This window comes from Paenibacillus ehimensis NBRC 15659 (assembly GCF_004000785.1).
GTDB classification, from domain to species: Bacteria; Bacillota; Bacilli; order Paenibacillales; family NBRC-103111; genus Paenibacillus_G; species Paenibacillus_G ehimensis.
In genome coordinates this window covers 169,977-185,634 of sequence record NZ_BILX01000002.1, presented here as the reverse complement: position 1 = coordinate 185,634, position 15,658 = coordinate 169,977, and the positions used below count along the sequence as shown (strand labels likewise).

Below are 15,658 nucleotides of genomic sequence, written 5' to 3'. Positions count from 1 at the left end.
AACATACGATGAACTGCTTATTCTTTTTGCGTGATTCCTCGATTTTCAAGAAGATTATGGCGGCTTTTCTGGCGGCTCTGCTGCCGCTTATGGCAATTACTTGGACGATTAACGAGAAGGGCTCGGACAATATCCGCAGCGAAATTACCGAGTCGGTTCTGAATACGACGCGGTTTTATATGGACTCGCTGGACAAGGAAGCGGACCGCATCAGCCGTTACTTGCCGAACTATGTGATGGATACAGATCTGATGGAGCTTGCGGCAACCGGCAATGACATGAGCCCGTACGAGCGGACACGCAAAATATTGGATATTCAGCGGCGGCTTGAGCTGATGAAAAATTCAAGCCCTTTTATCGAAGAAGCGAAGGCCTACGTCCCGCTCCTCAAGCGCAGCATTCTCAGCAACGACTATGAAACCCATTTGGAGCCGGAGGAATATATGGCGATGCAACAAAATGCGAAGCTGTACGAAGCGCCGTTCATTTACTGGAACAACCGGCTGTTTATTACGATGCCATATCCCGGAAATACGGTTCGAAGTCCGTTATATATTCTGGGGGTTGAGCTGTCGGCGGCCAAGATCAAGGAAACGCTCGCGCAAATCGGCCGGACGCGGGGCGGGCAGAGCGTCCTGCTGAATTTGGAGCTGGGGTGGAGTATGGAGACGGGGATGGACCCGGCTTTGCTTCAGCGAATGAAGTCTTTTGCCTTGGAGAAGCGGGAACGGCAGTCTGATGAAGGTCATGAAACGATTGTTCATGATAACAAAAGGTATCTGGCGGTGTATAAATATTCCAGCCTGTGGCATGCTTATTCGATCACCTGCATCCCGGAAGAGCTGGTTCTGGGATCATTACAGATGTATCGGACGTTGTTCTGGTGGGCGTGCGCGCTGGCCGTTTGTATCGTCGTGTTTTTTACATATTTTCTGCTGCGCTTTATTTACCGGCCATTGATGAAGCTGGTGCATTCCTTCCGCCGCGTTCAGCAGAACCGGCTGGAGCCGATCCTCATCGATCGCGGAGCGGATGAGTTCGGTTATTTGTACCGGGCCTTCAATGATACGGTACGGTCCTTGAAAACGTTGATCGAGGAAAACTACGAGCAGCAAATCCGGAACCAGCATTCGGAGCTGAAGCGGCTGCAATCGCAGATTAATCCTCATTTTTTATATAACTGCTTCTTTGTGCTGTGCCGGCTGATTAAATCGGAGAGCCAGAAGGAGAAAGCGTATCAATTTTGCTTATATATCGGGCAATACTTCCAGTTCATTACCCGCAACGATGAAGATGAAATCCCACTTGAGCTGGAGGTGGAACACTCCCGCACGTATATCGAGATGCAAAGGATCTGCTACGGGGAGCGGATTCAGGTTTTGTTCGAGGGAGATGTCCCTGCTATTGCTGTGCCGCGGCTCATTCTGCAGCCGATTATCGAGAATGCGTACAAGCATGCATTGGGCAATATGCTTCAGCCCGGCGAGCTGTGGGTGCATAGCGAACGGAGGGACGGCGACTTCTTGCTGTATGTTGAAGATAACGGCCAAAGCATCACGGACGAGGAGATCGAGGGGCTGCAGAAGAAGCTGCGTTATTCCTCGAACCGGATCGAGGAGACGACCGGCCTTATGAACGTCCATCGCAGAATTCAGCTGCGCTACGGAGAAGCATATGGCATTACCGTGTCCCGTTCGGAGCTGGGCGGGCTGCAAGTCATCATCAAACTGAGCGTAAGCTAAAGGGGGAGCGGCATGTACCGACTGCTGATCGTGGATGATCTACCCATTATCGTCGACGGCCTTCTTGAGCTATTCGAGCAAACCAGTCATCTGCCGCTTGAGGTGATGAGCGCTTATTCCGGCGAAGAAGCGTTGGAGATTTTGTCCCATCACCGGATCGATATCGTCATTTCCGATATTAAGATGCCGGGCATTGAAGGAATCGAGCTGCTGCGGGAAATCAAATCGCAGTGGCCCGCCTGCAAGGTGATTTTTCTGACCGGCTATAACGACTTCCATTATGCCCGAAGCGCCATTACCTACGGCGGGTTCGATTATATTCTGAAGGTCGAAAGCGACGAAAAGATCATTCAATCCGTCGAACGGGCTATCGAGAAGATCGAAGAAGAGCAGGATCAAGTGCAGATGATTGCGAGAGCGCAATCCAAGATGAGAATGGCCTTGCCCTCGCTACAAAAAGAATATATGTGGGGACTCTTGCAAGGCAAGCAGGTCACGGAGGAGGAGCTGAGGCAGGCCTTCAAAGAGATTGATATTCCGCTTGATGCGACCATGCCGGTGTATTTGCTCATGGGAAGGGTGGATGCCTGGAAAGAGATGTTCACCATGCCGGATAAAGCGCTGCTCACCTATGCGCTGCAAAATATTTGCGATGAGTATTTGTCGGCACAGGTACGAAGCTTTTCCGTCGTCTTCGAGCTTTCGAAGATCGTCTGGATCATTCAGCCGAAAGCTTCCGACGAGCTGTCCGGTCCTGCCGGCGGCCTGGATTGGATGAGAGCCCACCGGTATGCGAGCGGGATTCTGGACAGCGTGCAGGAAACGTGCAAGAAGCTGCTGCGGCTGTCGGTCTCGTTCCTGCTCGGCAGCGAGGCGATCCCGTGGAGCAGCCTGTCGGACCGGTTTCATTCAATCAAATACGGCTTGATGCAAGGACACGGATTGTTGCATGAGGTCATTATGACCGATAAGGACATGCAGAAGGCGGACCCTAACGACAAAGCGGAAAGCTATCATGACGGATTCTTCCACGCCCGGGTACAACTGCTCATGACCTGTCTGGAGAACAATCACCGCGAGCAGTTCAACAAGCTGTTCGTCGAGCTGACGGCCATATGGAACGACCTGGACACGCCCTGTGAGCGGAAGAGCGAGCTGTACCATTCCCTCTCGTCCGTGTTTTTGTTCTATCTGTACAAATACCGGGACCTTCGCGACCACGTCAATTTGCAGGTGGACCTCGACATTTTGTTTCGTTATGACGATTCGGCTTCCTGGCCGGAGCTGGTGGAATATTATTGGAAAATCGCCGACTGCATCTTCGAATGGAACGCGCAGCGGGGCTTGCAGCTGCCGACGGAGGTGGTGAATAAGGTGCATCGCTATATCGAGGAGCATATCGCTACCGATATTTCGTTAACCGCTCTGGCGGATTACGTGGGCTTGAACCCGTCATATTTATCCAGGCTGTATAAGCAAATGACCGGCATCGGGCTGTCGAAATATGTGAACGATTACAAGAACGTGATCGCAAAAGACATGCTTCTGAACACCTCGATGAAGGTCAATGAAATCGCGGCCGCTCTGGGCTATAACTCGGCGCTTGCGTTTATTCGCTTCTTCAAGAAGCAGAACGAGACGACGCCGCAGGATTTTCGCACGACGCGAAGCCCGATGCCTGGTTAGCAATAGTTAAATGAAAAAAATCAAACCGTCTTGTTTCGATCGAGATGGCTTGTTTTTTTAGTTTCGGAAGGAAAAGGTCTCTCCCGACTCCACGGACTGAGAGGCCTTCACGCAACCGAACCAAAAATGCACCTACCCGAACATCCGGCATAGGTGCATTTTCTGTTAAATCTCGAACTTATTCATATATTTGTTCAATGTGGTGGAAAGCTGGCTAAGGTCTTCGGCTTGTTTAGCAAGCACCTCGACGCTGTGCAAATAGCCTTTGGCCATAGCAGCCATTTCCTCCGAGCTGGCGGCTGTTTCTTCCGACGTTGCCGATATGCTCTGGATGAAATCGACCAAGCTGTCGTTGCTTTCCTTCATGAGCTTGCTGCTCGATAAGATGTTTTCCACTTTCGTTTGCAGGATGCCGAGATTGTCGGAGATGTTCATGAAAATGTCCCGGGTATCGTTCACGTTCTTGACGTTTTCTCCCACGATGGTCAAGTTGGTTTTCATTTCTGCAACGGCCAGCTCGGATTTTCCTCGAATAGTATCGACCTTTTGCTGGATTTCCTCCGTCGCTTTCGAGGTTTGTTCCGCAAGCTTCCGAATTTCGGCGGCTACCACGGCAAAGCCTCTTCCGGCTTCCCCGGCTCTGGCGGATTCGATCGACGCGTTGAGCGCGAGCAAGTTGGTTTGGTTGGCAATAGCATAAATCGTGCCGACGATGCTTGTGATCTCGACCGAGCTGCGGTCCACCTCAACCACGATACTCTCCACATTTACGGAAGCTCTTTTGTTCTCTTCGGAAGAAAGGGTCAGGTCTTTAATAATCGAAACGCCGTCATGGCATAAATTGTTGGTTTGATTGACCATCGATTCGATCTCCGAGGTACTGTTCAAGATGTCTCCCATGCCGCGCGCCAAATCGGATACTTTATCCGAGCCGTGTTCCGTTTCATTGGCTTGCTCTTCGCTTGCTTTGGCGATGTTGTCGATCGCAAGCGACAGTTCGGTCGTAGAAACCAAATTGTCGTTGGACACTTGGTTCAGATGTTCGGAGGTGGCGGTGACACTGCCGGATGCTTGCTTGATTGAACCGACAACCTCTCTTAATGCACTTCTCATTTCACTGATGGCGACCGTCATTCTTCCGATTTCGTCGCTTCTTTTCATGAGCTTTTCATAGGAGGTGTCTTCTTTCAGGTCCAGCTTGCTGGTTTTTTGAATAAGGGCTACCAAGTGGTCCAGCGGTTTGAAGGCTTTATCGTAGATCATCAGCATGACGATGATAAAGAGGACCAAGCTAATAGCGACTATAATGCCCACATTAGTCAGAATTTTGGTTATGGTCTGGCTGATTTCGCTCTGCGGGATGCCGATATCCATGGCGCCATAAAGCTTTCCGTCCTTGTAGATCGGGGTCATGATATCGTAAGTCCAGATTTTTTGCACATCGGCATAAAATGTGCTTGTCTTGATATTTCCGTTCTTGGCTCCGTCTTCCGTATACGGATCATCTTTATATACTTTGCCGATCTTCTGAGAATCGCTATGGGCGACAGCCGTCACATTCGTATCGATGACAATCGCGTAGGTAAGATTGGTTTCCTTGATCTTTCTCTCGACGAAAGCTTGGAGGCTCTTGACGCTATCCGGATTCCCCGCCAGGATCAGTTCGGCCTGATCGGCAATTTCCTTGTTCAACTCGACTCCCTTGTCAATCAGAATGGTGTTCATGCTGCTTCGGATGGAATAGATCGTGGCAACGGTTGAAGTGGCGAGCATGAGTAGCAGCAATAGAAGTGTGATGCCTACGACTTTGTTTTTGAGCTTCCCGGATGTTCTCTTTTCCATCATGTGTATACCCCGCAGTATGTATAGAGTCTTGATGCTGAACCCATTATAATGACGGTTTGTTTATTATTCAATAAAATTTGGTATGGTAAAAATTTCTTCCCCGGGAGATGAAACGAGTTTATGGCGCATGCTTATGCTTTAACGACATGGATATGTAGTAGGTATCTTTTTCTACAATCAGTTCGGTATGGACTACAGCATAATTTATTCCTTCCATGGTGATTCCGTTTACCAGTTTGGACAGACGAAGAAATTCTCCAATGTCGGTGACGTAAATATCTGCCACCGTGTCGTCGGGGTATATGCATAGTACTCTGATGGTGTTCAGTCCTTTCTTTTTTGAAATAGCCTGTTTTCATTCAAATGACTTGATACCGAAGGCCTACCTTGGAAAAGGGGCCGGTCTTATTATACCAAAAAATATCCCTTTAGGATATATTTTTAGAGAAATAAGCTCTATAGTCTCTTGGAGTAACTGACTGGCTGGTCTATGGTTTGCTTAGGGTGATTACCGTGAGCGATTTGATGAAAATGGTAGGGGAAGGCATCCGGCACTTTCGAAAATTACGTGGACTAAGTCAAGAAGAACTTGCAAATAAGGCTGAGGTACACGAAACTTACATTGGCAAGCTGGAGCGTTCCGAAAAAGTCTGTTCCGTAGAAGTGCTGGATAAAATTACGAATGCGCTCGATCTGTCGATGGTTGAGTTCTTTAGGTATGTCCAGCCTGTGAGTGGAAAGGGAAGCGAGTCTACGCTCGAAGAAATTGTGAACAAGCTCCGAGGCCGAAGTGTAAACGAGCAAAAGAGGGTACTGAAGGTCATCAGCGCTATGCTGGATGACCCGTTGGATTGAAAAATCGGAAATATTCTGGTTTGATTGCTAAAGGAGCTGCCGCGGCATGCTCCTTTTAGCTTTTTTTGCCATTATAACAGTAAAGCTGAACGTACCATAAGTCTATCCAGATCATTGGCCGACTCCCAATAGCATTTATCGCACAATATTTAATTTATGGTAGGGATGGTTGTTGATGATACGAAGTGCTCGATAAAGCTGTTCAATTAATATAGTTATTTTGAGTCCTGCTTCCATATTCATTTGATTCAGCGTCAGCCTCTCATCGTATGGTGCGGTTTCTGAGCCGATAATACTGGAGACATCTGATGTCCCCGATACTCCTAAGCTACTGATTTTCTCCGCAAGCTCCTCCGACGACAGCGATTGCTTGGTGTTGGTCACAAGTATCTTATAGCTGCTATCGCTAAGCTTCTTTTCAAGCGATCTTCCTTTTTGAGATGAATTAACTTAATAGTGCAATATCGGCCTAAGCCGCTTTTCGTATTCCCTTATGGCTTCATTATAGAACTTCTCTACTTTCTCGCAAATTGTGTATACTGTGAACTTTATGACGATACCTCAATTTCAATATGGTGTTTAATAAAATGAATGTGCATAGTATAGCACTTTGCTGATCCTTTCTAAAATTTATATTGCATGTTTCTTGATTGAAGCACTGGATGGTTCTTAAGACCAATGGAGATCGAAAAAATAGTCCTTTGGTATGAGGAAAGGATTGATAAAAAAATAAACAAGAATTAAGATAGAGTAGGATAGGGAAAATTTGGTTTAAGGGACAGGAGTTGATTAAAATTACTAACTTTTCGGCTAACGCACAAGCTCTGGGATACTTCTACCAAGCCAGATATGCATTATATATGTTATTGAAGTCTAGTCCTGATTTACATATTTCCATTGAGAAACTAGATGATATTGCTTTTGAGAAAGACGGAACTCCTATTGAATTAATCCAAACAAAACATCACATGAATTCTATTTCTTCCTTAACTAACTCTTGTTCTGATTTATGGAAGACCATACGTGTTTGGAGTACAGCAGTTCAAAATGGTGAAGTCAGTACTGAATCAGTAAAATTTACTTTGATTACTACAGGAGTAGCTCCTGAAGGGTCAATTGCCAGTAAATTATATCCGTATCAGGAGTATAGGGACATTCACACAGCTCTAACACTTCTTAATGAGGTTGCTGAAAATTCAACAAGCCAATCGAATAGATTGGCTTATGAGGCTTTTTTGGGATTATCTGAGATACAACGCGAACAACTAATAAGTTGTGTATACGTTTTAGATGCATCTCCTAATATAGTGGATACAAAAGAAGATATTCTAAGAGAACTAAGGTATGCTACAAGGCCACAATTTAAGGAAGCCATCTTCCAAAGATTGGAAGGAATTTGGTTTAACAAGGTGATACAACACTTATCATCGGATTCAGTAGACACAATTTCGCAAACCGAGATAGTGGACTACATAAACGATCTTCAAGAGCAATTTCATCAAGATAATCTACCGATCGACTTTTTAGATTACATTGCTCCGGCAGAAGAATCAATTGCCGAGCATCAAAGAGTTTTCATTGAACAATTAAAATTGGTTGCAGTTAGTCAGCCTCGTATTCAAAAGGCCATCAGTGACTACTATAGAGCTTTTGAACAACGGTCTAGGTGGGTAAGGGATGAATTATTATTTGTGAATGAACTTGAAACGTATGAGACGCGATTGACTGACGAGTGGGAACGACGTTTTGAAGCTATGAAAGAGGACTTTGAGGATGATTCTGAGACACAAATAAAAAAAGCGGGAAGAGCGCTGTTTAATTGGATGGACCAAGAGGCTAACATCCACATTCGTCCGCGTTGTACAGAACCTTATGTAATGCGTGGGAGCTATCATCTACTTTCTAATCAATTAAGAGTAGGTTGGCACTCTGATTTCATCAATAGACTTGAGAGCATAATAGAAAGAACATTGGAGGGAGTGAGATGAAGTCATGGTATGAGCGTCCTCAAGAGATTGCATATCTTTTAAATCCAGCCTTTTGTGGTGAAGTTATTCGTCGAAGTATCACAAAATACTACGAGAATACTGATGTACCATTTCAGTATCCTCTTTTGTATTTAATACTACCCATTTTATTACATAGAGCGACAAGGGATAAATTCCCTTCTTCTAGTCGTAAGCAGATGCATGTCTGGCTACAAGAAAATCAGAGCGTACGTATAGGCTTTGCAAGCAGGGCAAAGGAATTGGTTCCAATTACCAAAGAGTCAATTATCTTTCTAATGCAGTTAGATGCGTTGGCAATTAATAATAACGGAAACGTTCAAGTGCCTAAATATAGAAAAGTGAAATTGGATGGAAATACAGATGGTGAGATAGCCGAGATAATGAATAGGGCAGAAATGATAGGTAAATGGTTTTCTCGTGCAGGAACTGTCTCAACGATATACACCATGTGGGGAGTGAAACCTTAAATTGCAGATACTGGAGATTGTTTTATATAGTCACAAGGGACAAAAACGAGTTGTAAACTTTGAACCTGGGAAAGTCAATATTATTACGGGTAGTTCAGGTACTGGAAAGTCAGCGTTAATTGAGATTGTTGAATACTGCTTAGGTAGAGGAAAGTGCCTTGTTCCCGAGGGGATTATCCGTGATACAGTTTCATGGTATGGAGTAAGATTGAAGTTTGAATCTGATGAAGTATTTATTGGGCGGGCTAATCCTGCAAAATCAGCTCTTAGCACAAATGCATCTTATTTGGAAATAGGGAGTGTAGTTTCTAGCCCAGATAACACCCCTGTGGCAAACACAACTAGCGATGCGATTTCGGCATTCTTGACACAAAAGATAGGAATTTCACCAAATATTCATACACCTCCTATTGGGCAAACTAGAGATGCGTTAGAAGCAAATATTAAACATGCTCTTTTTTACTGCTTCCAGCAACAGGATGAAATTGCAAGTAAGAGGTATTTATTCCACAGACAATCTGAAGATTTTATGAAACAAACAATAAAAGATACCTTACCCTACTTTTTAGGAGCCATTCAAGAAGATAGATTAGCATTGGAACAGGAACTGGCTCGGTCTAAACGGGAATTAAAGAAAGCGGAGCAAGTGCTAAAAGAAGCTGAATTGATAAGAGGAGAAGGCGTTAGCAAGGCAGTTAGCCTACTCTCAGAAGCACGTGAAGTTGGTTTAATTGATGCCGCGGCAGATTATCAAGATATTGCCTTGTTTGAACTGGTAAAACTGTTGCAACCTTTATCAGAATGGAAACCAGGGGAAGTTGAGTTTCCTGGAGTTGAACAGTTAACTCAACTCCAAGTGGAACTTCATAGAACTAGAATTGAGTTCAATGAGAAAGCCGAGGCAATCCGGGCTGCGAAAACTTTTGTCAATGAAGCAAATGGATACGCTGTGGAAGTGCAACAACAAGAATTTAGATTGGAGTCAATAAATTTATTTAATACAGGCAGCCATGATCCTAATACTTGTCCACTATGTTCTAGTAAAGTGGAAGAATTAGTACCTCATGCTACTGCAATTAAAAAATCATTGCAACAAGTAAGAGAAAGCCTAGAAACTGCTGTTAAAGAGCGGCCGAGATTGAGGGAATATATTGAGAATCTGGAGAACGAGCAAGAAGGAATATTAAAAAGGCTCCAAGAACTGAATCAAGAGATTGACGGCATTTTTCGGGAGCAGACTGCTGCTAGACAGCTACGGGATTTGAATGTTAGACGTGGTAGAGTAGCAGGGCGTATTAGCTTATGGCTAGAGAGCATTAATGTAGACAATGACATAACTAAATATGTGGAAGCAGTAAATCAAGCTAAACAAAAAGTAAGCCTGCTGGAAAGTCAATTAGATGAAGAAAACAAACAAGAAAGATTGCAATCAATTTTAAATCGAATTGGAATACAAATGACAGAATGGTCAAATAATCTGAACTTGGAGCATAGTGGTGATCCTGTAAGGTTTGATTTGACCAATGTCACGGTAGTAATAGATAGAGAAGATAGGCCAATAACCTTAGAAAGAATGGGTAGCGGGCAGAATTGGGTAGCATATCATTTATTGGTGCATTTGGCACTTCATAAATTTCTTATTCAACATGGTAGACCAGTACCTAGATTTTTATTTTTGGATCAGCCTACACAAGTTTATTATCCTAGGGATCAGGATAGTGAACTTCTTGGATCTATAAACCATCTTATTGACGATGATAAGTTAGCAGTTAAGAGAATGTTTGACCTTTTATTCAATGTAATTGAGAGCCTTTCACCAAACTTTCAAGTAATAATAACAGATCATGCAGACTTGGCCGATTCTAGGTTCCAATCTGCTGTTATCGAACGCTGGAGAGGGGAAGCTCTAATTCCTGATGATTGGAGATAAGAATTTGCTTTTGAAATATTACTTTTTAGTGAGAAAGGGAGATCAAGAATGAGTCATTTATCGGCTCTTCGCTCTACTTCGTGAGTAAAGTTTACGTTTTCTAGGCTAATAGAGCGATTTGACATGGAGCCTCTGCGGGCATGAGTACTCGCGAAAGCCGCGAAGCATAAGGACTTCGCGATGCTAACCAGCTTATCATGCCCAAGCAGCGAGCATTGCTACGATTGCGCATCGTCGTGATAATCTTGCTCATCGCGTTCACCGCCGTGCTTTTCTTCCTGGCCTTGCCGGTCTGGATGAAAGTTGAACAGTTCATTTGTAGCGGATTGCTCCTGATGACTGCCATTCTCATCTTCGGCCCATTTTCATGAGGTACAGAGAGGAAGGCCGGTCTGATTCCACATGAAAATGTGACAAATCTGAATTATCATTTTCGAAAGGTATCGCCTTGAACGCCGGAGTGGTACTCTGAAGCGGTACTCTCATTTAGCGGGTTATGCGGCGGACTGTGTACGAGAATTGCTGAACTAACGGGACACGTTAGTTTAGATATATTCCCCACGAGGCCGTCCACAAACATTTGGAGTAGGTTAAAAATTTTAACGGAAATTCATCTGAAGTGAGGAGTTCTGTTGGAAGAAAATAAAAAAAAGGCATACTTGACGATCAATTATCAAGCGTTTTTAGATATTAAAAATAGTAGTGAATTCAGTAAAGAAAACTTCAACCAAGTATTTCGAATCGCTCATGTTTTTCACAACCTTGCCTTGTTCATCATTGAAGATTTTGAAGGTTTTGACGAAGATGAGTTTTGGAGCAAAGTAAGAGGTCTTGAAAGGGATTTCGGATTAACTCATTACAAGATATTGTTTGAGAAAGCGTACAGAGACGAGTTAATTCGCTAACGGACACGATAACTTAAAAAACAACCAAGACGCGGCTGCCTGCATGAATTGGGCAGCCGCGTTAAGCTAAAGGGAGCATAATTTAACAAACCTCCACGCGAATTAGTAAAAAATGTTATAATATGGACGGCAAATTGAAGGAGGTTTAAAATGAAAAATTCTTCCTACAATCCATTTAATGACGAGACGCTTCACTCTACTGTAAATCAAACCCAATCGAATTCTTTAGACGAGAGAGTTCCCTATAACGATGTAATCAAACATGGGGATATTGTTCAAGGTTTCCAAGCCCCTAAACGATTAGAACAATTTCCAAAGTGGTATCAGAATCCCCGAAGAATTTATGCAACCATCTCGGTACTTGGCTTCGCTTCGTTTATGATATATCAGATTATCCAAATTATCACAGCTATTGCATTCGGGAAGTAGCCCTTTTGTATATCGACGGTAACTTTGTTGAAGTAACGGGTACGATAGCTCAACGAAACAAGGAACAGTTTGCCGCGGCAGGTGTACGTTTCAAAGGAGCCATGATAAAAAGCGCTCCCTTTGGTTTGTCGTAAATCCTCAATCTTCCTCTTTAGCCTCGATTGCCGCGTAGGCCATTATCTCTCCACAGGGGAGAATTTTAGTTTATCGTCTTGTGTTTTCCTTGTTCTCTGTCCCTGCACAGTGGCTAGAACTACGCCGCAAATGATTAGAACAGAACCTGCCGCTTGCGTTAAGGAAATCGGGGTGCCAAGCGTGATATAACCTAAAATCATGGCGACAAACGGTTGTAAATTCAGAAACAGGGAGGCTTTAGCCGCCCCTACCTTGCGGATTTGCGCATTCCAGATAACTGCGCATAAGCCCTGAATAAGCAGAGCCGATCCAAGCAAGAGAACCCACCACCAGAAGTGAGGCTCCACCTGTACGTGAGGCTCGCTCCAGACCGCCACCGGGTATACCGAAATGCAGCCCAGCACGGTGGTATACACCGTTGCGACAAATGCATCCATACGTTCCGTCAGCTTTTTCATGAGGATCATAGATCCCGACAATGCCAGCATACAGATAAACATGATCCAGACGCCTTCGGTAATGGCTGTGCCCATGCTTCCGCCGGGTCCAACCACGAAGAAGACACCAGCGAGGGCGACAATCGAGCCTGCAGCCATGCGTTTCGTTAACAGCTCCTTCAAAAATAAGCGGGCAAACAGCGCCGTAAAAATTGGAGCTAACGATAAGATGAGCGAAGCCGTCGTTGCATCCGTTGTCCGGAGTCCCGTAAAGAAAGAAACTTGGTGAAGCAGCATCCCAATCAGAACGAAGGGTACCAAATAAACGGAGTCGCGGAACGTAATCTTCGTCATGCCACGGGTTGCAACCAAATAAATAAGCAGGAACGCCGATGAAACCATAAGCCGGTATGCCGACAGATGCAAGGCGGGAAATGCTTGCAGCAGCAGCGAACTTAAGACGAAATTGCTTCCGTAAAGGGTTGCGCAAAACAAGAGAGGCAAATAAGTTCGCAAGCAGATGCGCCTTCTTTCACAGAAATACGGATAATGGAGCGGATTTAAATGTGTTTGATTGCGATAAGCTCTATTTCAATCTTGGCGTCTCTTGGAAGTCTAGACACTTCTACGGTTGTTCTAGCAGGGTGATGATTGCTGAAATATTGGCTGTACACTTCGTTCATCTGCTGAAATTGCTCTAAATCCGTCATGAAAACTGATGTTTTTACAACGTCTACTAAAGATAATCCAGCTTCAGCTAAAACGGCTTGCAGGTTCTTTAATATTTGATGGGTTTGGTCAACGATGCCTTCTTTCAGATTTCCTTCGGCATCAATCGGAAGCATGCCTGACGTATAGACGGCATTTCCTAAAGTGATGGCTTGCGAATAAGGGCCGATAGCTGCGGGTGCTTTTGTTGTTGTAATAGCGGTATGGCTCATCGTATTAAATTTCTCTCCGTCTTTTATAAATTGGTGAATAAAAAGGCCCGAGGCGACAATGCCGCGGGCCTCTAATTAGGCAAGCGATATAATCCTAAAGTCCGCTCGTACAGCGGAAGCTTTATTTCGCCGGTGCGTATGCTTCATCCAGGAATCCGCGGATGGCTTGAAAAGCCTGAAGTCTGTTTTTCTCCAGAAGGACCATATGCGTCCCTTCACCGATTTCAACCCAGCGGCGATAGGCAGCTCCTGTCAGGGAAGTGAAGAAATTCTGAGCCAATTCAAGAGGGACATCGATATCCCACTCGGCATGGACAAGAAGGACGGGAACCGTAATATCCTTAGGATCATAGAAAGCTTTGCCAGCCGTCCAGTATTCGCGGATATCCAGGATAGGGCCGTTGGTCGCCCGGATATGCTCAGGATGATCGGTTAGGCTCCCCGGGTCAGAAGCAAGAGTGGCGTTGACCCATTGTTCAAACCAGCCATCCGGAATCAGATCGCCGCGTTTATGTTCCGGTGCGGCGCTTAGCCAGCGTTCCATCGTGCTGCCGACAGCAACAAGGCGATACGAACCAAGCGGTCCTCCGGTATCGATCGGAACCGGTTTGGAGCTTAGCCATTGCGGAGCGACAAGCGTAAGCTTGTTTACTTTATCGTTGTTTCGGCTGGTATAAGCTCCCGCAACCGTTCCTCCCCAAGACATCCCAAGTACGTTGACCTTCGTTAAATTCCGGCGTTTCAGAACGTAGTCTATGGCTGCACCAAAATCCCGGACCCCTGTCTCCGTGCGGACAAGCGGCGGATTAAGGTCGGCAGGCTGCTCCATCTCGGGCGGTCTTGTCGAGCCGCCGTAGCCGCGAACGTCCACGGCATACACGTCATAGCCATGGCTGGCAAGGTAGTCCAGAAAAGTGAAGCCGTCCAGCTCCACATCGTACAGACTGCCAATTGGATAGGTAGCGCCATGAACCATCACGATTGTTTTTTCGTTAGAGAAGGTATTCATGGAAGCCGGACGTTTATTTCGCACATAAAGCTCGATTCCGGGCGTATCGCTCGGGATACGCAAGTCTTCGGTCACGATATGGATATTATTAAGATGGGTTGTCATAAGCTCAGCGCCTTCCATATTGCGTTTTGTTGTCAGGTCGTATTAAATAAAGTCCCACTTGTATCCAGTCCCGCTGCGGGTCACGTATCCCGCCGCGCTTCCGGGGAAATGCGTACTGAAATAAATGACCTGGCGATCTGCTACGGATTCCAGCACCCGGAGCCGTGAAATACGCGCTTGATCGGTAAATTCGCAGTACATGGAATTCCATTCCGGATTATAGACTTGAAACGGATGATGCATCACATCGGCGCCAAATAAAGCTTCTTCTCCGCCGGATTTAAGCCGGATGGACATTTGGCCGATGCTGTGGCCGGGTGTCGGAATGAATTTGAATATATTAAGAAATTCTCCGCCCTCAGGGCCAATGGTCTGCGTTAAGCCGGCTTCAACAACAGGCAATACGCTTTCTTCGTAAACGTTAAAATTTGCTTCGTTTGCTTTGTTGTGGCTGGCCTCGCTGGAGTAATATTGTTGCTCTGCGAGCGGAAATACGTATTTGGCATTGGGGAAGGTCGGCACCCATTTTCCGTCCACAAGCTTTGTATTCCAACCGACATGGTCCACATGCAGATGCGTCAGCAGAACGTAGTCCACTTCCTCGGGCGTAACCCCCGCCTCCTTCAGCCGCTCGAGATAGGGAAGCTGGAGATTGGCGAGATCGGGATTTAAAGGCAAGTTTTTATCGTTTCCTGTAGCCGTATCGATAAGAATCGTATGCTTCGGGGTCTTCACCACCCACGTTCCAATGCTGACGATAAGCTGAGAATTGCCATCGATCAGGCCAGCCGGAAGAGAGTTTCGATTCTCCTCCAGGAACAGGGGGTCCCACGATCCCGGAAAATATACTTCTGGCGGAACACCGTCAAGCATCATCTCCGTGACACGCGTAACGGTTACATCACCTACTCGATAGACCTTGGGATTTTTGGCAGTCATTTTTTAAGCCCCTTTCATCCTTCTGACAATGTTTCTATGAACTCGGATAACAAGGAAACCGCTGTAATGTTGTGATTCGTATCTCGGTACCCTTAAAAAATTTCGCTGTAAATGAAAATGATTCTGTTGAGATGAACGATGTTCAGATACCCGGGTAAAATTCGTTCGTCAACCTTTATTAAATAGTAGTCCAATAATGGCGCAAAATCAACGTTTTTACACCG

Annotated in this window: 14 protein-coding genes and 1 pseudogene; 9 read left to right on the top strand and 6 right to left on the bottom strand. The window is 45.5% G+C overall.

Annotation, left to right across the window (positions count from 1 at the left end; all coding sequences use genetic code 11):
* Nucleotides 1–8: 8 nt before the first annotated feature.
* Together PEH01S_RS02030 and PEH01S_RS02025 are read left to right on the top strand one after the other, a co-directional pair.
* A complete protein-coding gene (locus tag PEH01S_RS02030; protein WP_127483760.1) occupies nucleotides 9–1,742 on the top strand; it encodes a sensor histidine kinase in 1,734 nt (577 codons plus the stop codon).
* 12 nt (nucleotides 1,743–1,754) lie between these two features.
* Nucleotides 1,755–3,428, top strand: a complete 1,674-nt coding sequence (locus tag PEH01S_RS02025; protein ID WP_127483759.1) for a response regulator — start codon at nucleotides 1,755–1,757, stop codon at nucleotides 3,426–3,428.
* A gap of 165 nt (nucleotides 3,429–3,593) precedes the next feature.
* On the opposite strand, the gene PEH01S_RS02020 is transcribed toward PEH01S_RS02025, so the two are convergent.
* Nucleotides 3,594–5,270, bottom strand: coding sequence for a methyl-accepting chemotaxis protein (locus PEH01S_RS02020; RefSeq protein ID WP_164827626.1), 1,677 nt, complete (start codon nucleotides 5,268–5,270; stop codon nucleotides 3,594–3,596).
* A gap of 516 nt (nucleotides 5,271–5,786) precedes the next feature.
* On the opposite strand from PEH01S_RS02020, the gene PEH01S_RS02015 reads away from it, so the two are divergent.
* Complete coding sequence (locus tag PEH01S_RS02015) at nucleotides 5,787–6,128, top strand: helix-turn-helix domain-containing protein (RefSeq protein WP_054974591.1); 342 nt, start codon at nucleotides 5,787–5,789, stop codon at nucleotides 6,126–6,128.
* Between the two features lie 135 nt (nucleotides 6,129–6,263).
* On the opposite strand, the pseudogene PEH01S_RS02010 reads toward PEH01S_RS02015, so the two are convergent.
* A pseudogene (locus PEH01S_RS02010) lies at nucleotides 6,264–6,557 on the bottom strand (23S rRNA (pseudouridine(1915)-N(3))-methyltransferase RlmH); the annotation flags it as partial.
* Nucleotides 6,558–6,913: 356 nt separating this feature from the next.
* On the opposite strand from PEH01S_RS02010, the gene PEH01S_RS02005 reads away from it, so the two are divergent.
* The 6 genes from PEH01S_RS02005 (at nucleotide 6,914) to PEH01S_RS01985 (ending at nucleotide 11,868) form a co-directional block, all read left to right on the top strand.
* Nucleotides 6,914–8,116, top strand: a complete 1,203-nt coding sequence (locus PEH01S_RS02005) for an ABC-three component system protein (RefSeq protein WP_127483756.1) — start codon at nucleotides 6,914–6,916, stop codon at nucleotides 8,114–8,116.
* Nucleotides 8,113–8,604, top strand: coding sequence for a three component ABC system middle component (locus PEH01S_RS02000; RefSeq protein WP_127483755.1), 492 nt, complete (start codon nucleotides 8,113–8,115; stop codon nucleotides 8,602–8,604). Before PEH01S_RS02005 ends, PEH01S_RS02000 begins: the two co-directional genes overlap by 4 nt.
* 1 nt (nucleotide 8,605) lies before the next feature.
* Nucleotides 8,606–10,534, top strand: coding sequence for a DUF3732 domain-containing protein (locus tag PEH01S_RS01995; RefSeq protein WP_127483754.1), 1,929 nt, complete (start codon nucleotides 8,606–8,608; stop codon nucleotides 10,532–10,534).
* Between the two features lie 224 nt (nucleotides 10,535–10,758).
* On the top strand, nucleotides 10,759–10,905 hold the full coding sequence (locus PEH01S_RS34435; protein ID WP_164827624.1) for a hypothetical protein: 147 nt from the start codon (nucleotides 10,759–10,761) through the stop codon (nucleotides 10,903–10,905).
* A 261-nt stretch (nucleotides 10,906–11,166) separates the two neighbouring features.
* Nucleotides 11,167–11,439, top strand: coding sequence for a hypothetical protein (locus PEH01S_RS01990; protein WP_127483753.1), 273 nt, complete (start codon nucleotides 11,167–11,169; stop codon nucleotides 11,437–11,439).
* Between the two features lie 150 nt (nucleotides 11,440–11,589).
* Nucleotides 11,590–11,868 carry a hypothetical protein gene (locus PEH01S_RS01985; RefSeq protein WP_054974593.1) on the top strand — a complete coding sequence of 93 codons (279 nt, stop codon included), beginning with the start codon at nucleotides 11,590–11,592 and terminating at the stop codon, nucleotides 11,866–11,868.
* Between the two features lie 176 nt (nucleotides 11,869–12,044).
* On the opposite strand, the gene PEH01S_RS01980 is transcribed toward PEH01S_RS01985, so the two are convergent.
* The 4 genes from PEH01S_RS01980 to PEH01S_RS01965 form a co-directional block, all read right to left on the bottom strand.
* Nucleotides 12,045–12,956: a DMT family transporter gene (locus tag PEH01S_RS01980; protein WP_127483752.1), complete on the bottom strand. Its 912-nt coding sequence runs from the start codon at nucleotides 12,954–12,956 to the stop codon at nucleotides 12,045–12,047.
* A gap of 44 nt (nucleotides 12,957–13,000) precedes the next feature.
* Entirely contained in the window at nucleotides 13,001–13,381 is a 381-nt protein-coding gene (locus PEH01S_RS01975; protein ID WP_025846769.1) for a RidA family protein, read from the bottom strand.
* Between the two features lie 121 nt (nucleotides 13,382–13,502).
* The gene (locus tag PEH01S_RS01970; RefSeq protein WP_025846768.1) at nucleotides 13,503–14,495 is read right to left on the bottom strand and encodes an alpha/beta hydrolase; all 993 of its coding nucleotides are present in this window, start codon (nucleotides 14,493–14,495) and stop codon (nucleotides 13,503–13,505) included.
* 42 nt (nucleotides 14,496–14,537) lie between these two features.
* Nucleotides 14,538–15,434: an MBL fold metallo-hydrolase gene (locus PEH01S_RS01965; RefSeq protein ID WP_025846767.1), complete on the bottom strand. Its 897-nt coding sequence runs from the start codon at nucleotides 15,432–15,434 to the stop codon at nucleotides 14,538–14,540.
* Nucleotides 15,435–15,658 lie beyond the last annotated feature (224 nt).